Source organism: Streptomyces mabaensis (assembly GCF_053763515.1).
On sequence record NZ_JBSOPZ010000009.1, the window covers coordinates 183814 to 200807 of the forward strand.

Consider the following 16994-nt stretch of genomic DNA (forward strand, 5'->3'; position numbering starts at 1 on the left):
ATGAGACGTCGTCTCTGCTGGGCAGGTCAGCTGGCCAAGGACGGTGGCGCGACCGTCCTTGCTCGGTCGTACAGGTCCCGGGCGGTGGCGTTCTTCAGGTGGGGTCGCAGGAGGCCGAACATGGTTCTGATCCGGTCGTCGGCGCGGCCGGACTGCACCATGGGGTAGTCGTCGAGCGCCTGGTGCCAGGTGGCGCAGGCCGCTTCCAGGTGGCCGATCTCCAGTTGGCGCTCAGCGAGGGTGGCGCGGTGCCGTACGCGGGCGCGGCGGTAGACGCTGTAGCGCACCTTGTCCGACTCCTGCATGGCTTCGATGGCGCCGGAAACGTCACCGAGTTCGTAACGGACCTGACTGATGTGGTAGTTGAGCGCTGCAGGGTCGTACGAGCCGAACGCCTTGCCGCGTGACTCGGCGCGGTCCATGGCTCCCTCAGCCTCGCGGATGTACCGCAGGGCGCCCGTACGGTCGCCTGTCTGCGCGGCGGCGTGTGCTTGCTGACCGGCGAGGAAGGCCAGCATCCGGGGCCCGGCTTTCGGGGAGGCGGCGGCAGCGACGTCGGCCAGTTCCATGGCTCTCGCCCCATGGCGGAGGTCGACTGCCTGGACGCTCATGCCGCGCAGGGTGGTGCAGTAGGTCAGGTGGTCCTCGGCCGCACCCGCCAGTTCGAGTGCCTTGACGTAGTAGCGCTGTGCGAGGCCGTGCAGTCCTTCGTCCACGGCGATGTAGCCGGTCAGGTACAGCAGGTCCGAAGCCGCGGACAGCATCGCTTTCCGCACGTTCTCGGGCGCGTCGGCGCGCAGGTAGGAAGCGACGGTGTTGACCATGAACGAGGCCGCCATGGGCCGTGCGTGGCGACCGCCGAACTGGTCGTCCAGCTCCGAGACGCGCTCGGTCATGGCGATGACCATGTCCACTTCGTTCATGCCGATGCGGGTGGTGCGGCCGGAGTGGACGGCTTCGGCCCGCCCGATCACGTCGGGCCAGCCGGGGATGGTGAGGGCCACGGAGAACAGACTGGCGCCCAGGACGCTACGGCGGGACGGGTCCATGTCGTGTCTCCCCAGGTCGACTAGACCTTCCACGGTATCCGCGGCCGTGGGGGAGTGATCGCGGGGGAAGGGTAGGCCGGCCTCAGCATGGGTGACAGGGCGGTCGAGGCGTCGGGCGAGGGCTTCGAGGATGCACACGCGCACCGCGCTGCGCGGGACCGTGCCGCTGAGCCAGTGGCTCACCGCCGACTCGTCGTAGCGCAGGGGTGTGCCGGTCTCGGTGCCGACGCGGTTCACCGCCCGCGCGAACTGGCGGTGAGTCCAGCGGCTTTCGGCGAGCAGTCGCCCGAGCGCCACGTTCGGTTCACGCTTGGCCATGCCCTCAACTCCCCGTACCCTTACGAACTTTCAAGGCTTTCAAGTCCTGACGCCGCTGCAACGGTACCGCTGTGCGTGCTCACGCGGTTGCGTAGAGGTAGCAAGGAGCGGCGAGACCTCGCCGGAACCGTCGTCCGAGGGGCTGAGGGATGAGAAGCGAAGCGCGGGCCCGACTGGCCCGGATGACCGAGGAGCGAGGCACGGACGGGGTGTTGAGGGTCGACACCTACGAGGGCGCGGATCTGCCGCCGGGTTCGAATCGGTTCTCGCGGTGTTGCTGCCCGCAGCACCGCTGTACCACGCCTGAGGACGGGGCGGCGAGGCTGAGCGCCGCGGTACGCGAGGTCAACGAGCGCAGCCGTGGGGAGCGACTGTGAAGGGGGTAGCCGCAGTCGTCGGCCGCTACGCCGGACCGCTCCTGATCATCACCATCTCGGGATCGGTCGGCTTCGCCCTGGGCGTGGCCGCCGCATCCTGACCCACCTGACTCCTCCCCGTCACGCGTCCAGGCTCCCCGCCTGTGACGAGGGAGGGCCCGCCCACTGTGAGCGGCGGGCATCCCGCCCGGCTGCCTTCTTCGCAAGGGTCCGGCAGCCGGACGGGTTCAACTCCGCAGCACCAGCCGCGGAGTCCACCTAAAACCGTAAGGGAGAAAACGATGAACGTGGACGAGCTGTTCACCGGCGATCTGATCACCGGCGTTCCGGCTGTCGAGGCCATGCTGCTCGACAAGATGCCGGGTGGTGGCGACAACAACGGCGACCACTGCAGCAAGTGATCCAGGGCTGACGCCAGGCGGGGCGGGGTCGTTCGCGGCCCCGCCCCGCCGCACGACATCGGAAAGGGACGACATGCTGTCGATGTGTCTGCGCCTGTCCGATCTCCAGGAGCCGCGGTGGAGATCAGAAGGCGGCCGTTGGATCAGCGGTGAGAGTTGGATCGAGCTCGCGAATGTGTCCACGCTGGTCATGGAGGTCAACGACGAGCCGGCGCCGCACGTACGGGTCCGCGTGAAGGAGTGCAAGCGGGAAGAGGCAGACTTCGTCGAACTCACCATGAAGCCCGGGGAAGCCCGTCTGTCGGCGGGTGTCTTCGGCACAGCCCCGCTCTACCTGGTGGGGAGGGCTGGTGAGCTGCACGCGTCATGGGACCTGACGGCGTTGCGACCGTATCTGCGGGCTGACCGTCTGGTGCCGTGCGTCGTTGCCCGAACGCTGACGAGACAGCATCGCTACACGTCCGAGACGCTGTTCGAAGGCGTCTACCGCCTCACCGAGCGGGCATCGGCCACATTCACCCCCTCGGGACTCAGCATCCACTACCCGGAGCCCGCCGAACACGTACTTGAGCCGCGTGCGCTGCGGGCCGGCGTTGATCCACTCGCGGCTCTGGCCGAGTTGCTGACCGGCGTGATCCGCGAGGCGCCGACGGCAACCGGGTGCGTGGGTGTTGAGCTGTCCGGCGGCGCGGATTCCGGGAACGTCGCCCTTGGCGTGAAGGCGGCCCGCTTCCCGGAGGTGCACAGCTTCGGCTTGCTGGTGGGAGGAAGCACCGGCGGGCAGCAGCGCGAGCGACGCCGGGTCTTCGTGGAGCACTGCGGCTTCCGGGACACGGCCATCCCCGCCATGCAGCACCCACCCTTCTCCCCGGGAGGCGTGCGCGCTCTGTGCAAGCCGCACGATCCGGCGGGAGCCTTCTACCAGGAGGCATTTGATGTCGTACGCGAGCAGGCAGCCGCCCGGCGGTGCGAGGTCATGTTCACGGGCAGCGGCGGGGACGAAATCAACGCCCACCACTCCAGAACACAGGCCGAACTGCCGACGCAGGAACACGTGCCGTGGCTCGGCCACAAAGCGGTCCGAGCACTCGCCGAAGTCAACGAGCACCTGGCCCCCATCCCGGTACTGCCCGTACCGACCCTGATGGCGTTCGGGATGCACAACCCCGCGTACCTCCGGGCCGGAGTCTGGCCGGTGAGCCCGCTCGTGCACCCGCGGATCATGCGGTTCATGGAGCAGTTACCGCACGACCACAAGCGCGGGAAGGCGCTGTTCCGCGAGCGGATCAGACGGGCGGGCCTGCCCGAGTGGGTGGCTGCGCCGGCCGAGCCGGAGAACTTCCTGGCCGTCCTGGAGAAGGGCCTGCGTTTCTACGGCTTGCCCGTACTGGACGACATGCTGAAGGAATCAGTCCTGGTGGACCTCGGATACGTTGACGGCAAGGCTCTCGTGCAGGCGCGCAAGGACGCCGACGCCGCCCCGGTTGTCCCCGATCTGCTGTGCGATGCGCTCGCCCTGGAGGTCGGACTGCGAAGCCTCATGTGACCAGCCCCCACACGGAAGCCGAGCACGTGGAAGCCACAAACCTCCTCTATCGGGACCCGGCGCTTTACGACGTGGTCCAGTCCGACAGCACCAGCGCCGGGATGTGCCAGACCCTGATCGAGTCGCACAGGCCGGACGCCCGGACACTGGTCGACTTCGGATGCGGTACCGGGCGCGACCTGGAGATCCTGGCCAAGCGCTTCAAGTGCATCGGCGTGGACCTCCAGCCCGGCATGGTCGACTACGCCCACCAGGCCCGGCCCGAACTGGACATCCGCACCGGGGACATGCGCACGGTACGACTCCGGAAGCGCGTGGACGTGGTGGCCTGTATGGGCAACAGCCTCGCCTATGTGCACGACAACAAGGAGATCGGCCAGGTCTTCGCCACCTTCGCGGCCCACACCCGGCCGGGCGCACTGCTCGTGCTGTGCTCCCCCGTCGCCCCGATCACCCGGATCGAGCCGAGCGTCGCGACGGTGGACACCCCGAGGGGACCCGCGTCGGTCACCATCCGACATGAGTGGGACCTGCGGACCCAGATCAACACCATGCACCGGCACTGGGTGCTCCCCTCGGGCGACGAGGCCCGAGACGAGATCCGCAGGCGCGTTCTGTTCCCCCGCGAACTGGAGCACTACGCGGAGCATGCCGGCTTCGAGATCCTGGACATGCTCGACGGCACAGGGACAAGGCTCACCGGCCCAACCGCGTACACGGTGGCCCGATTCACGCGGCGGTGACCGGCGGGCCGGGGCCACCCGCCCCCGGGAACGCGCGAGGGGCCGCCGCGGTTTTCCCGTGGCGGCCCCTCCCTGTCCCCCGGCCGTCAGGCCGTGTTGCCGTCCTCCGACGGGCGCCGGTGGCGTCCGTGTCCCGGAGCGGCCGAGTCCTCCGCCGCGGCACCGCCCCGGTGCCGCCCGGCGTGGCCGTCCTCGGACTGGGCGGCTGCCCCCTGCAGGCGCGCCTCGGTCGTGTCGGTCATTGCTTCAGACATGTGGGAAGTCACTCCGTCGATCCGTCAGTTCGCTTCTGTGCCGTCAGCGGGCGGCCCACCCCGGCCGACGATCGCCCGACCGACGAACGCCCCGTCGACAGTCCGCGGTCACCCTCGGCTCTCGGCCGGTACAGCTGCGTAGCCCCCCGAGGAGAGTTTAGGGGGTGCCCCGCGCCCCGTCAGAGGGGCCTGCTGCAGCGGAACGGGCCTGCGTACGGGGGGATGTGCGGCGACCGCGTACGGTTCCCCACCTGCGGCTTCCGCTTGTGCGGGTTCTGTGATCACTTCTGGGGGAGCCGGTTCCGGAACCTCCACCCGAGCCATACCGCAGGGCACCTCCTCCGTCACGTACGGAAGCCGCAGCACCCCGTCCCGGGTCCACAGTCCGGCCCCCGCCACCCACCCGCCGGGCGCGGAGAGTTGGGTCAGCCGCCGGTCCGCCGGCCGCCACAGCCCGAGCCATGTCCCCGCCGGCCCGTCGATCCGCAGCGCCACCGCACAGCTCTCCGGCATCAGTACCTGCCCCGGCTGCACCGCGAACGGCGTCACCGCGCAGTCCGCCAGCCGCAGGCACTCGGGGAACCGCACCGGGAGCAGGCTCCCCAGCACCCCCCACCCCAGGCGGTCGTGGCCCGGCGCGTCCGAACGGATCAGCAGCAGACCGCTGTCCGGGTCCGCCAGCAGCAGCCGGTCGTTGCTGTCGTCGGCGATCTGCAGCAGCGGTGTGACCTCCCCGCCCCGCCCGAGGTCGACCGCCACCGCCCTGGTCTGCCCGTCCAACTCCCGGTCCAGGGCCAGCATCCGCCCCGTACGGTCCAGCCACACACCGCCCGAGCAGCGGCCGGGTACGTCGACGACGTGCTCGGGACCGCGGGCGCCCCCGGCCACCAGCCACACCGCGGTCGACCGCTCGCCCACCGCCAGGGCGTACGCGCAGCTGCCCGCCGGCGAGGGCGGCAGCAGCGAGAGCCGGTCGCACCCGACCGCGCCCAGCGGCAGTTCCCCCGTCCCCGGCCCGGTCGGGTAGAGCAGCGAGAAGCCGTGCCGCTCCGCCACACGCCGGTGGATCAGCACCCGTCCGTCCGTGAACGGCAGCACCTCGGTGTCCGCCTCCTCCGGCTGCCCGAGCGGCAGCGGCACCGCGTACGGCTCGGGTCCGTCCAGCGTCCAGCGCTCCGGGAACCGCCCGTCCCCGGCGCCCGCCAGCCGCGCGGCGTAGGAGCCGTCCGCGGCGATGGTGAACCCCGGCCGCGCGATGGTCTCGATGGCACAGGCTGTCATCGGCACCTCACCTCCAGCCAGGGAAGCTAGTTTTCGCACTTCCTGCCGAACAACACGAGACCACCCCCCTTCACACATAAGGGTGGGTGTTGGGCGATTCGCGTGAGAGTGGGGAGGCGGTTGTGCTGCGCGGTGTGCGGCCGCCGGGGGTAAGGCTCGCCTAAGTGAGCCTGAGTGGGTCGCCTGTTCGACCGCCCCAGGAGTACCCGATATCCCAGGGGCCGCGGCAACACCGCCGACAAGGTCCTCGACGACCTGCGGACGTTTTTGATCAAGTAGGGGCCGCCTTCGGGCAGCAGCGCCGGGCCGGGAAGAAGTAACGGCAGGCCAGGGGCAGGACCAAGGGGCTCGGCGGACAGGTAGCCTTTCCTCCGTGCCCCGTCTGTCTGAAGTCATCGCCGCGCTCGACGCTCTCTGGCCGCCCGAGCGGGCCGAGGAGTGGGACGCGGTCGGTACCGTCTGCGGCGATCCGGACGCCGAGGTCACCCGGGTCCTCTTCGCCGTCGACCCCGTCCAGCAGGTGGCCGACGAGGCCGTGAAGCTCGGCGCCGGCCTGCTGGTGACCCACCACCCGCTCTATCTGCGCGGTACGACGACGGTCGCGGCCTCCACGTTCAAGGGCCGCGTCGTGCACACCCTGATCAAGAACGACGTCGCCCTGCACGTCGCGCACACCAACGCCGACACCGCCGACCCCGGGGTCTCCGACGCCCTCGCCGGCGCGCTCGACCTGCGGGTCGTGCGGCCCCTGGTCCCGGACCCCTCCGATCCGGCGGGCCGCCGCGGCCTCGGCCGTATCTGCGAGCTCGACCACCCGCTGCCGATGCGCGAGTTCGCCGCGTACGCAGCCGCCCGGCTGCCCGGCACGGCGCAGGGTGTCCGCGCGGCCGGCGACCCCGACGCCCTCGTCCGTACCGTCGCCGTCAGCGGCGGTTCGGGCGACAGCCTCTTCGGCGCCGTCCGGGCCGCCGGCGTGGACGCCTTCCTCACCGCCGACCTGCGCCACCACCCCGTCTCCGAGGCGCGCGAACAGAGTCCCCTCGCGCTGATCGACGCCGCGCACTGGGCCACCGAATGGCCCTGGTGCGAGCAGGCCGCCGCCCAGCTCGACGCGCACTCCGAGCGGCACGGCTGGGGCTTGCGCACCCACGTCTCGCGTACGGTCACCGACCCCTGGACCGCCCACGCGGCGTCCTCCCCGAACCCCGACACATCCACAGGAGCCCCCAACTGAACGCCGCGCCCGCCGACCAGATCCGACTTCTCGACGTCCAGGCCCTGGACGTACGTCTGTCGCAGCTCGCGCACAAGCGCAAGTCGCTTCCCGAGCACGCCGAGCTCGACTCCCTGACCAAGGACCTCACCCAGCTGCGCGACCTGCTCGTCGCGGCGCAGACCGAGGAGAGCGACACCGCCCGCGAGCAGACCAAGGCGGAGCAGGACGTCGACCAGGTGCGTCAGCGCGCCGTCCGCGACCAGCAGCGCCTCGACTCGGGCGCGGTCAGCTCCCCGAAGGACCTGGAGAACCTCCAGCGCGAGATCACCTCGCTCGCCAAGCGCCAGGGTGACCTGGAGGACGTCGTCCTCGAGGTCATGGAGCGCCGCGAGTCCGCGCAGGAGCGGGTCGGCGAGCTGACCGAGCGCGTGGCTTCGGTGCAGGCCAAGACCGATGACGCGACCGGGCGCCGGGACGCCGCGCAGCAGGAGATCGACGCGGAGATCGCGACGATCACCAAGGAGCGCGAGGTCGTCGCCGCGTCCGTGCCGGCGGACCTGATGAAGCTGTACGAGAAGCTGCGCGTCCAGCAGGGCGGCATCGGCGCGGCCCGGCTCTACCAGCGCCGCTGCGAGGGCTGCCGCCTGGAGCTCAACATCACCGAGGTGAACGAGGTCAAGGCCGCGGCCCCCGACACGGTGCTGCGCTGCGAGAACTGCCGCCGCATCCTGGTCCGTACGGCCGACTCGGGTATCTAGGGGCCCCCATGCAGCAGCTGGTCGTCGAGGCGGACGGCGGGTCCCGGGGCAACCCGGGGCCCGCGGGCTATGGCGCGGTCGTCCTGGACCCGGAGACGGGTGAGACGCTGGCCGAGGCCGCCGAGTACATCGGCGTCGCCACGAACAACGTGGCCGAGTACAAGGGGCTGGTCGCCGGGCTGAAGGCGGCGCGCGCGCTCGCTCCGGACGCGGAGATCCATGTCCGGATGGACTCCAAGCTCGTCGTCGAGCAGATGTCGGGACGCTGGAAGATCAAGCACCCGGACATGAAGCCGCTGGCGGCGGAGGCGGCGCTGGTGTTCCCGCGCGCGCAGGTCACGTACGAGTGGATCCCGCGCGAGAAGAACAAGCACGCCGACCGGCTGGCCAACGAGGCGATGGACGCGGGCAAGAAGGGCCGGCAGTGGGAGCCGTCGTCGTCCTCCGCCGCGCTCGACGCCCGGGCGGCCCGCGCGGTGGCGGTCCCGCCGCCGTCCGGCCCGCCGGGGGATGCGAAGGCGGGCGCGGCGAAGGCGCGGGCGGCGCTGGCCCGCCCGGCGGAGGCACCGGCGACGGCGCCGACCGTGGGCTGGGGTGCGAGTGCTGATCTCGGCGCTCCGGCCACGCTGGTACTGCTGCGGCACGGTGAGACGGCCCTGACGCCGCAGAAGCGGTTCTCCGGCAGCGGCGGTTCCGACCCCGAGCTGTCGGCGGTCGGCCGCCGGCAGGCGGAGGCGGTCGCCTCGGTCCTCGCCGCGCGCGGCACGGTCCAGGCGGTCGTCACCTCACCGCTCAAGCGGTGCCGCGAGACGGCGGAGGTGGTCGCGACCCGGCTGGGGCTCGACCTGCGGATCGAGGACGGCCTGCGCGAGGCGGACTTCGGCGCGTGGGAGGGCCTGACCTTCGCGGAGGTACGGGAACGCTTCCCGGACGACCTGGACGCCTGGCTCGCCTCCCCGAAGGCAGCTCCCACGGGCAGCGGCGAGAGCTTCGCCGCCGTGGCGCGGCGCGTCGCGGCGACGCGGGACAAGCTGGTCGCGCAGTACGCGGGAAAGACCGTGCTCCTGGTCACGCACGTGACCCCGGTCAAGACCCTGGTACGCCTGGCCCTGGGCGCCCCGCCCGAGTCCCTGTTCCGGATGGAACTCTCGGCGGCGTCGCTGTCGGCGGTGGCGTACTACGCGGACGGCAACGCGTCCCTCCGCCTACTGAACGACACAGCCCACCTCCGCTGACCCCGGGGCGCGGGCGCGCCGCTTGTAGGGCGGGGCGGGCCGTTCGCGGCGGGCGGAGCGGCCGCCCCCGGGCCCCGCGGCGGGGAAGGGCGGTGGGGGGCAGGCCCCGTTCAGGGCCGTAGGGTCGACGCCTCCGCGGCCAGGCGTTTCACCCGCTGCCAGTCCCGCGCAGCGACCGCGTCCGGCGGGAGCATCCACGTACCGCCTACGCATCCCACGTTCGGCAGGGCCAGGTACGACGGGGCAGACGCCAGGGAGATGCCGCCCGTCGGGCAGAAGCGGGCCTGGGGCAGCGGGCCCGCGAGGGACGCGAGGTAGGCCGTGCCGCCCGCCGCCTCCGCCGGGAAGAACTTCATCTCCGTGACGCCGCGCTCCAGCAGCGCGACGACCTCGGACGCGGTGGAGACGCCCGGCAGGAACGGCACGCCCGCCCCCCGCATCGCGTCGAGCAGTCGTTCCGACCAGCCCGGGCTGACCAGGAACCGGGACCCGGCCGCGACCGCGTCGGCCACCCCCTCGGGGGAGATCACCGTGCCCGCGCCGACCACCGCCTCCGGCACCTCGGCCGCGATCGCCCGGATCGCGTCGAGCGCGGCCGGCGTCCGCAGGGTCACCTCGATCGCGGGCAGGCCGCCCGCCACCAGCGCCCGCGCCAGCGGCACGGCATCCGCCGCGCCCTGGAGGACGACGACGGGGACGACGGGGGCAAGGTCCAGCACGGAAGTCATGCCGTCATCCTGCCCCGAGCGTGCAGTTGGCGCAATGAGCGTTGCATATGTTGCAACGCTCAGTGGATCTCGGTCACCACCACGTCCAGCGCCCACGCCTTCGCCGGCCGCCCGGGCGCCTCGCCCTCCACGACGTATCCCAGATCCCGCAGCGCCTCCACCAGTTCCGCCGGCCCGCCCGGCGCCGCACCCGCCGTCAGCAGATCGCGCACCAGACGGCCCTTCGTCGCCTTGTTGAAGTGGCTGACCACCGACCGCTTCTCGACCCCGTCCACCATCTGCGAGTGCAGCACCCGGACTGTCGCCGTCCGCTCGGCGACCTCGCCCTTCGGCTTCCAGGCCGAGGCATACGCGGACGACCGCAGGTCGAGAACCAGCCCGCCGGCCGCCGCCTCGGGCATGACCTCGGCCATCGGCGTACGCCAGTACGCCCCCAGCGCACCGGGCCCCGGCAGCTTCACGCCCATCGAGCAACGGTAGGAGGGGATGCGGTCGGTGATCCGCACCGCGCCCCACAGCCCGGAGAACACCAGCAGCGACTTCGCCGCACGCCTGCGCGCGTCCGGCTCCAGCGTGGCCAAGCCCAGCGCGTCGTACAGCACGCCCGTGTAGATCTCCCCGGCCCGCCGCGCGCCCGCGGTCCGCAGCTCCGTGTTCTTGGCGACCTCGCCGCGCAGCCCCTCGCTCAGCCCGAGCACCTCGCGCGCCTTCTCCTCGTCCGTCGCGCACAGCTCGACCAGCTCGTCGAGCACAGCGGCGCGCGCGTCGGCCAGGCCGGGCAGGGACAGCCCCTCCAGTTTCAGGGGTGCACCGGAACCGCTCGCGGCCTTTCCTTCGGACGGCGGCAGCAGCACGAGCACGGCGGTTCTCCTTCAGTACGTACGGGAGGGGGGTGCGGCCCCCGCGCCAGGGTAGGCGACCGCACCGACCGGAACCGCTCCCGTCCGCCGCGGCCCCGCACCCCACCACGACCGCCGCGGCCCCACTTGCCGCCCGCCCGCCGCCCGCGGCCCGACTCGCCGTGCCGCCCCGCCGTACCGGCCCTACGCTCGACCCATGCCCCGCCGCCACCTGCACATGACCGGCGCAGCCGAGGCCACGCTGCGGGCCGCCCTGCGCGAACTGCGCACGAAGCTCGGCGTGCGCCAGGACTTCCCGCCCGAGGTGCTCGCCGAAGCGGAACAGGCCGTCCGGGCCCCGCGGCTGCCGGAGCTCGACGCGACCGACCTGCCGCTCTTCACCCTCGATCCGCCCGCCTCCGTCGACCTCGACCAGGCGATGCACCTCGCCCGCCGCCCGGGCGGCGGCTACCGCGTCCACTACGCGATCGCCGACGTCGCAGCGTTCGTCGCCCCCGGCGGCGCGCTCGACGCGGAGGCGCACCGCCGCGTCACCACCCTCTACTTCCCGGACGGGAAGGTCCCGCTGCATCCCCCCTTGCTCTCCGAGGGCGCGGCCAGCCTCCTGCCGGACCAGACCTGCCCGGCCCTGCTGTGGCGGATCGACCTCGACGCGGACGGCCGGGCCGTGAACACCGACGTACGCCGGGCCCTGGTGCGCAGCCGGGCCAAGCTCGACTACGCCTCCGCGCAGCGGCAGATCGACGGCGGAACCGCCGAGGAGCCCCTCGCGCTGCTGAAGGACATCGGCCGGCTCCGCGAGGTGCTGGAGCGGGAGCGCGGCGGCATCTCCCTCAACGTTCCCGAGCAGGAGATCGTCGAGCGCGACGGCACGTACTTCCTCGAATACCGCGCGCCGCGCCCCGCGGACGGCTGGAACGCGCAGATCTCACTGCTCACCGGCATGGCGGCGGCGGACCTCATGACGGCCGCGGGCACCGGAATCCTGCGTACGCTGCCCAGCGCCCCCGACGGGGCGGTCGGCCGGCTGCGGCGCTCCGCGAAGGCCCTGCACATCGACTGGCCGCACCATGTCGCCTACGCCGAACTGGTCCGCTCCCTCGATCCCACCCGGCCCGACCACGCCGCGTTCCTCCAGGACTGCACGACACTGCTGCGCGGAGCGGGATACACCGCCTTCCAGGACGGCGAGGTCCCCGAGCCCGCCGTCCACGCGGCCGTGGCCGACGCGTACACGCACTGCACCGCGCCGCTGCGCCGCCTCGTGGACCGGTACGCGGGCGAGCTGTGCGTCGCGGCGGTCGCGGGGGAGCGGCCGCCGGAGTGGGTGACGGCGGCGCTGCCCCGGCTCCCGCAGGAGATGGCGGAGGGCTCCGGGCGGGCCAACGCCGTGGAGCGCGAGTGCGTCGACCTGATCGAGACCGCGCTGCTGAAGGACCGGGTGGGTGAGGTCTTCGACGCGTGGGTGGTGGACGTGAAGGAGCACGAACCGTCCGTCGGGACCGTCCACCTGGAGGACCCGGCGGTCGTCGCCCGTGTCGAGGGCGGCGTGCAGCAGCTGCCACTGGGCGAGCGGCTGCGCGTACGGCTCACGCAGGCGGACCCGGGGACGGCGACGGTGCTGTTCGCGCCCGCGACGTGACCCCGTCCGGCGGTGTGGCCCCGTCCGGCGACGTGATCCCGTCCGGCGACGTGTTCCCGTCGCGCGACGTGGCGCCGTCCCGCGACGTGCCCCCGCCCCGCGACGTGCCCCCGCCCCGCGACCGGACCCCGTCCCGCTTCGCCGCGAGCGCGGCGACGGCGGCGCGCGGGTCGTCCGCGTGGAAGCGGACCGCCCGGGCCAGCCCTCGCCCGCCCAGCGGCCGTACGAACTCGACCGGCTCCACCAGCTCCACCGTCACCGTCGTCTGGCCGCCGACCACCAGGTCCAGCACGCCGTCCTCGGTCAGCTGGACCAGCCGGCCGGTGGGGTAACGGCGTTCGACGCGGGCGGACGCCACCGACCCGGCCGGCAGCCGCAGGTCGAACAGCGCGCCGTACCGGATCCGCAGCGAGCCGTCCGCGCCGACCACATGGGGCCGGGCCACACAGGCCGCGTGCATGGCGAGGACGAACACGACCCCGTACACATCCAGCACCAGCAGGATCCCGTGCACCACCGGCCACGGGATCAGGACCGCCAGCGCGACCGTCTCGACGACGGAGACGAAGACCAGGCCGTACATGATCGCGGTCTGCGGCCCGGTGTACGGAACGGCGAGCGCGCCCTCGCGTACCCCGTGCCGCCGCCGTACCGCCCACAGCCCGAGGCTCGCCGTCGCGCGCAGTTCGTGCGCGAGCAGCCGTCGCACCTTCACCGGTACGACGGTACGGACCGCCTCGCCCAGCGCCTCCCGGCGCCCCGCACCCCGGCGCCGCCCCGCCGCGTACAGCCGCCACACGACGACGGCCTCCAGTACGAACGCCGCCAGCACCAGGATCTCGGCCCCGAGCACCACCGAGGGGGGTGTCCGCACCCCGGCCAACAGGCAGGTGACCAGGACCAGTTCGGCCGGCAGTACCGCCCCGGCCACGAGCCGTGCCATCCGTACACTCATGCCATCCCCCTCGTCATCAGCGCCTCCATCACCCGGCGCACCACCTCCGCCTGGGCGGGTGCGAAGTCCGCGAGCAGTGCCTCGCCGAAGCCCTCCACGACCGGCCCGTCGGCCGGAATCGCCGCGAGCACCTCGTCCGGCACCGCGGCGATCAGGTCCGCGGCCAGCGGTGCGATCCGGGGATCGTCCGCGGACGCCGACTCCAGCGCGTCCAGCCGCGCGTACAGCGCGAGTACGGCCGGGTCGGCGGCCAGCGGCCGAAGCGCGGCGTAGACCTCCTCACCCCCGGCCACGGTGTCCAGCAGCGCCAGGTGCTCGCGGTCCTTGGCGGCGGCCGGGGAGTCTGTGGGGGGAAGAGTGCCCAGCAGCTCGGCGAGCAGGGGCGACACGGGCCCCTCGGCGGTCAGCGGCCCGTCCAGCAGATGCGCGAGCCGGCGCCGCCGGTCCCGGATGTCGGCCTCCTGACGGGCCAGATCGGCGTCGATCTCGGCCAGCACCTCGGCCAGCTCGCGCCCCGCGTCGTCGGCGAGCACGTCACGCACCTCGTCCAGGCTCAGCCCGATCTCGGTCAGCCGCCGGATCCTGGCGAGCAGCACGGCGTCCCGGACGGTGTACGCGCGGTAGCCGTTGGCCCTGCGCCGGGGCTCGGGCAGCAGCCCGACGTGGTGGTAATGCCGAATCGCCCGGGAGGTGACTCCGACGAGCGCGGCGATCTCTCCGATCCGCATGGGCCCAGTACAAACCCTGACGCTGCGGCAAGGTCAAGCCGGTCAAGCCGGTCGAGCCGAGCTCCGCCGACCGACTACGATGTTGCTCACGGCAGACGAGCCGAGCGGACGGCCGCGTCAAGATCTGACGATCTTGCCGAGGAACGTCCGGGCTCCACAGGGCAGGGTGGTGGGTAACGCCCACCCGGGGTGACCCGCGGGACAGTGCCACAGAAAACAGACCGCCGGGGACCTCGGTCCTCGGTAAGGGTGAAACGGTGGTGTAAGAGACCACCAGCGCCTGGGGTGACCCAGGCGGCTAGGTAAACCCCACCTGGAGCAAGGTCAAGAGGGGCCGCCGCAAGACGGCCCTGCGCGGACGACCGAGGGCTGCCCGCCCGAGTCCGCGGGTAGACCGCACGAGGCCGGCGGCAACGCCGGTCCTAGATGGATGGCCGTCTCCCCGGCGACCGCGAGGTCACCGGGCGACAGAACCCGGCGTACAGCTCGACTCGTCTGCCGCCACCTGCGGCTTTGCCTTGGAAAGGGCCTCTGACCTGCGTCGGAGGCCCTTTCAGGGTTGTCGGGCGCTGTCTTCCTTGTGTCGCTCATGAACTGAACCTGTGCCGGGCCTGCTCAGTCCCGTGTTCCTGTCGGCCACGGCCGGGGCGAGCGGCAAGGATGAGTGCGCCGGTCAAGCGTATGAGACGCCAAGGAGAGCTGTGATGAGCGGCCAGGGTGCTGACGCCGGCCGGACCGGGCCGGTGCGGCGGGTGATGCGGGGCCGGGACCCGGGCGAGGAACACCGGGCGTCAACGCCGCTGGAGCTGCTGTTCGACCTGACGTTCGTGGTCGCGGTCACCCAGGCCGCGGCCCAGTTGCATCATGCACTCGCCGAGGGGCATATCGGTGACGGGCTGGCAGCGTATGCCGCCGTGTTCTTCGCGATCTGGTGGGCGTGGATGAACTTCACCTGGTTCGCCTCCGCCTATGACACCGACGACGTGCCCTACCGGCTGCTGACGCTGCTGCAGATGGCCGGGGTGCTGGTGTTGGCCGCCGGCGTGCCGGCCGTGTTCGAGGGCAACGACTTCACCGTGGTGGTGATCGGCTACGTCATCATGCGGGTGGCGCTGCTTTCCCAATGGCTGCGGGCCGCTGCCGAGCACCCCGAGGGCCGCAGCGGCGCACTGCGGTACGCCGCTGGTATCGCCATGGTGCAGGTGGGATGGATTGCCCGGCTGTGGGCGCCGGACGCGTGGGCCTGGATCACCTTCCTGATCCTGGTGGCAGCGGAGTTGGCTGTGCCGGCGTGGGCCGAGTTCCGCGGCAGTCCCGCCGGCTGGCACCCGGGGCACATCGCTGAGCGCTACGGCCTCTTCACGATCATCGTCCTGGGCGAGGTGATCCTTGGCGCGGTCGCAGCAGTCCAGTCCGCCGTAACGGATCGCGGTCTGTCCGCTCCCGTGTTGATGATCGCCATTGGCGGTCTGCTGCTGGTCTTCGCCCTGTGGTGGATCTACTTCACGGGTAGCGACGCCCGACTCACCACTCTGCGCACGGCCCTGGCTTGGGGGTATGGCCACTATGTGGTCTTCGCCGCGCTGGCCGCGATCGGGTCGGGCCTTGAAGTGGCCTTGGACGCGGTCGAGCACCACGGGCACCTTTCAACCCGGGGAGCAGGTCTGGCGGTCGCCGTCCCCGTCGTGATCGCGCTGCCCATTCTGGGCATTCTGCACCGGATGGCTGGAGCCGGGGCCGTGCGCCATGCCCTGCTGATGCCGGTGGGTGCGCTGGTGGTGCTGGCTCTGGGGTTCAGCGCACCGGCTTTGGGAGTCGGGGGCGCGGTGCTGGGAATGGGCCTGGCCGTGAGTGCCACCCTGGCCGCCAACCTCTTCGTCATCCGCCATCGTCATACCAAGGAGTAAGGCGAGTTCCCGAGACCGGTTCCTGCGGGTGGGTCGGCGAATCCCTGGAGCCTTCCGCTGCCTGCTACTGCCGCTTTTGGCCGCGGAGAGTGTTGAGTTGGGGGAAGTACCAGCGAAGGATGGAGCGGTCGCGCCCTCCTGGAATTCTCCGAGCTGAGTCGTGGCGCCGGCCCCTTCGGGCATGCGCCCCTCTTTCCAGTGTCCCCGATGGACGGCCCGCTCGTTCCTGGACGATCCGCTCGGTAACATCAACGGCACACGGACGGTGTCGGGCGGGGCGATGGCGGGGGTGTCGTGCGCTATTACGTGTATGTGTCCGAGGCGAAACTGGACATGCTGTTCGGGCAGATTCCGCCCAAGCTGCTGTCCCGCCTCGGGGCCGAGGTGAAGGTCGACCTGAAGGTCGTCGGCCTGACGGTCCAGAAGGACCGGACCGAGGCGGACACGTACGGCCGCCTGGAGGTCGTCGAGGCGTACCTCGACCGGAACTTCGACATCTCGTGGATGAACGAGCCCTCGACCTGGTTCCGCGGCGAGAGCGATCTGCGGATGTCGGGGTACGGGCGGGCGCCCGACGGGCCGGTGTTCATGATGGGTCAGGAGGGCGGCACCGTCGTCGTCCTCATCGGCTCGGCGCACCACCTGATCGGGCAGCGAGTGTCGCCCGACACCGCGGCCGTGGGTCACTCCATGCTTCCCTCCCTCTTCCGCCTGGTGCAGCAGGCCGTCGACGACCGGCTCCTGACGGCTCCCGGCGGGGTCCCCCGCCGCGAGTCGCCGGCGGAGACGGAGGAGATGCTGCAACAGGTCGTGCAGCTCGGCCGCGGCCTGCGGGGGCCGGGCAGCTCCTGTGAGTTCCTGGCGAGACGGCTGCTGTCCGGCGTGGTCACGGACGGCCAGGGGCGGCAGTTGAACGTCGTGGTCGGCACACCGCTGTACGTGGCCCTCCTGGGCGAGTGACGCGCGGCCGCCGGCGACGACACCACAGGGGGGTGG

The 16994-nt window shown here is 71.9% G+C and carries 16 protein-coding genes and 1 other RNA gene; 10 read left to right on the plus strand and 7 right to left on the minus strand.

Annotated elements, in window-relative coordinates; translation table 11 throughout:
- Window positions 1–26: 26 nt before the first annotated feature.
- Window positions 27–1367, minus strand: a complete 1341-nt coding sequence (locus ACWV17_RS10625) for a tetratricopeptide repeat protein (RefSeq protein ID WP_455359432.1) — start codon at window positions 1365–1367, stop codon at window positions 27–29.
- A gap of 149 nt (window positions 1368–1516) precedes the next feature.
- Between ACWV17_RS10625 and ACWV17_RS10630 the strand changes: the two genes are divergently transcribed.
- From ACWV17_RS10630 to ACWV17_RS10640, 3 genes are all read left to right on the plus strand, one after another.
- Window positions 1517–1744, plus strand: a complete 228-nt coding sequence (locus ACWV17_RS10630; protein ID WP_455359433.1) for a hypothetical protein — start codon at window positions 1517–1519, stop codon at window positions 1742–1744.
- Window positions 1745–2218: 474 nt separating this feature from the next.
- On the plus strand, window positions 2219–3691 hold the full coding sequence (locus ACWV17_RS10635; protein ID WP_455359434.1) for an asparagine synthase-related protein: 1473 nt from the start codon (window positions 2219–2221) through the stop codon (window positions 3689–3691).
- 26 nt (window positions 3692–3717) lie between these two features.
- Window positions 3718–4434, plus strand: a complete 717-nt coding sequence (locus ACWV17_RS10640) for a class I SAM-dependent methyltransferase (RefSeq protein WP_455359435.1) — start codon at window positions 3718–3720, stop codon at window positions 4432–4434.
- 86 nt (window positions 4435–4520) lie between these two features.
- Here the strand turns inward: ACWV17_RS10640 and ACWV17_RS10645 are convergent, their stop codons facing one another.
- A complete protein-coding gene (locus tag ACWV17_RS10645) occupies window positions 4521–4688 on the minus strand; it encodes a hypothetical protein (protein ID WP_455356086.1) in 168 nt (55 codons plus the stop codon).
- A 108-nt stretch (window positions 4689–4796) separates the two neighbouring features.
- The gene (locus ACWV17_RS10650) at window positions 4797–5969 is read right to left on the minus strand and encodes a hypothetical protein (protein WP_455359436.1); all 1173 of its coding nucleotides are present in this window, start codon (window positions 5967–5969) and stop codon (window positions 4797–4799) included.
- A gap of 373 nt (window positions 5970–6342) precedes the next feature.
- Here ACWV17_RS10650 and ACWV17_RS10655 point away from each other — a divergent pair, with 373 nt between their 5' ends.
- From ACWV17_RS10655 to ACWV17_RS10665, 3 genes are read left to right on the plus strand one after another with little or no spacing between them, the layout of a single operon-like run.
- Window positions 6343–7203: a Nif3-like dinuclear metal center hexameric protein gene (locus tag ACWV17_RS10655; protein ID WP_455356084.1), complete on the plus strand. Its 861-nt coding sequence runs from the start codon at window positions 6343–6345 to the stop codon at window positions 7201–7203.
- The gene (locus ACWV17_RS10660; protein ID WP_455356144.1) at window positions 7200–7943 is read left to right on the plus strand and encodes a zinc ribbon domain-containing protein; all 744 of its coding nucleotides are present in this window, start codon (window positions 7200–7202) and stop codon (window positions 7941–7943) included. The genes ACWV17_RS10655 and ACWV17_RS10660 overlap by 4 nt, the downstream gene beginning before the upstream one ends.
- An 8-nt stretch (window positions 7944–7951) precedes the next feature.
- Window positions 7952–9178 carry a bifunctional RNase H/acid phosphatase gene (locus ACWV17_RS10665; RefSeq protein WP_455359437.1) on the plus strand — a complete coding sequence of 409 codons (1227 nt, stop codon included), beginning with the start codon at window positions 7952–7954 and terminating at the stop codon, window positions 9176–9178.
- 110 nt (window positions 9179–9288) lie between these two features.
- Here the strand turns inward: ACWV17_RS10665 and eda are convergent, their stop codons facing one another.
- Together eda and yaaA are read right to left on the minus strand one after the other, a co-directional pair.
- Window positions 9289–9906 (minus strand): bifunctional 4-hydroxy-2-oxoglutarate aldolase/2-dehydro-3-deoxy-phosphogluconate aldolase, encoded by a 618-nt coding sequence (gene eda, locus ACWV17_RS10670; protein ID WP_455359438.1) that lies wholly within the window; start codon window positions 9904–9906, stop codon window positions 9289–9291.
- A gap of 59 nt (window positions 9907–9965) precedes the next feature.
- Window positions 9966–10766 (minus strand): peroxide stress protein YaaA, encoded by an 801-nt coding sequence (gene yaaA, locus ACWV17_RS10675; RefSeq protein ID WP_455359439.1) that lies wholly within the window; start codon window positions 10764–10766, stop codon window positions 9966–9968.
- 196 nt (window positions 10767–10962) lie between these two features.
- Between yaaA and ACWV17_RS10680 the strand changes: the two genes are divergently transcribed.
- Complete coding sequence (locus tag ACWV17_RS10680) at window positions 10963–12408, plus strand: RNB domain-containing ribonuclease (RefSeq protein WP_455359440.1); 1446 nt, start codon at window positions 10963–10965, stop codon at window positions 12406–12408.
- Here the strand turns inward: ACWV17_RS10680 and ACWV17_RS10685 are convergent.
- Together ACWV17_RS10685 and ACWV17_RS10690 are read right to left on the minus strand one after the other, a co-directional pair.
- Window positions 12356–13363: a hypothetical protein gene (locus tag ACWV17_RS10685; protein WP_455359441.1), complete on the minus strand. Its 1008-nt coding sequence runs from the start codon at window positions 13361–13363 to the stop codon at window positions 12356–12358. The two genes, ACWV17_RS10680 and ACWV17_RS10685, sit on opposite strands and share 53 nt — an antisense overlap.
- Entirely contained in the window at window positions 13360–14091 is a 732-nt protein-coding gene (locus ACWV17_RS10690; protein ID WP_455359442.1) for a MerR family transcriptional regulator, read from the minus strand. Before ACWV17_RS10690 ends, ACWV17_RS10685 begins: the two co-directional genes overlap by 4 nt.
- A gap of 96 nt (window positions 14092–14187) precedes the next feature.
- On the opposite strand from ACWV17_RS10690, the gene rnpB reads away from it, so the two are divergent.
- The 3 genes from rnpB to ACWV17_RS10705 all read left to right on the plus strand — a co-directional run bounded on the left by rnpB (window position 14188) and on the right by ACWV17_RS10705 (window position 16958).
- Window positions 14188–14589: RNase P RNA component class A (gene rnpB / locus ACWV17_RS10695), an RNA gene on the plus strand.
- Window positions 14590–14795: 206 nt separating this feature from the next.
- A complete protein-coding gene (locus tag ACWV17_RS10700) occupies window positions 14796–15998 on the plus strand; it encodes a low temperature requirement protein A (RefSeq protein ID WP_455359443.1) in 1203 nt (400 codons plus the stop codon).
- 294 nt (window positions 15999–16292) lie between these two features.
- Window positions 16293–16958, plus strand: a complete 666-nt coding sequence (locus ACWV17_RS10705; RefSeq protein WP_455359444.1) for a DUF7019 family protein — start codon at window positions 16293–16295, stop codon at window positions 16956–16958.
- The last annotated feature ends 36 nt before the right edge of the window (window positions 16959–16994 follow it).

Bases quoted from the DNA above. Each gene is read 5' to 3' on its own strand.
- ACWV17_RS10680 (WP_455359440.1), top strand. From the start codon at position 10,963: ATGCCCCGCCGCCACCTGCACATGACCGGCGCAGCCGAGGCCACGCTG.
- ACWV17_RS10690 (WP_455359442.1), bottom strand. From the start codon at position 14,091: ATGCGGATCGGAGAGATCGCCGCGCTCGTCGGAGTCACCTCCCGGGCG.
- ACWV17_RS10645 (WP_455356086.1), bottom strand. From the start codon at position 4,688: ATGTCTGAAGCAATGACCGACACGACCGAGGCGCGCCTGCAGGGGGCA.
- ACWV17_RS10685 (WP_455359441.1), bottom strand. From the start codon at position 13,363: ATGAGTGTACGGATGGCACGGCTCGTGGCCGGGGCGGTACTGCCGGCC.
- ACWV17_RS10630 (WP_455359433.1), top strand. From the start codon at position 1,517: ATGAGAAGCGAAGCGCGGGCCCGACTGGCCCGGATGACCGAGGAGCGA.
- eda (WP_455359438.1), bottom strand. From the start codon at position 9,906: ATGACTTCCGTGCTGGACCTTGCCCCCGTCGTCCCCGTCGTCGTCCTC.
- ACWV17_RS10650 (WP_455359436.1), bottom strand. From the start codon at position 5,969: ATGACAGCCTGTGCCATCGAGACCATCGCGCGGCCGGGGTTCACCATC.
- ACWV17_RS10665 (WP_455359437.1), top strand. From the start codon at position 7,952: ATGCAGCAGCTGGTCGTCGAGGCGGACGGCGGGTCCCGGGGCAACCCG.
- ACWV17_RS10635 (WP_455359434.1), top strand. From the start codon at position 2,219: ATGCTGTCGATGTGTCTGCGCCTGTCCGATCTCCAGGAGCCGCGGTGG.
- ACWV17_RS10700 (WP_455359443.1), top strand. From the start codon at position 14,796: ATGAGCGGCCAGGGTGCTGACGCCGGCCGGACCGGGCCGGTGCGGCGG.
- ACWV17_RS10625 (WP_455359432.1), bottom strand. From the start codon at position 1,367: ATGGCCAAGCGTGAACCGAACGTGGCGCTCGGGCGACTGCTCGCCGAA.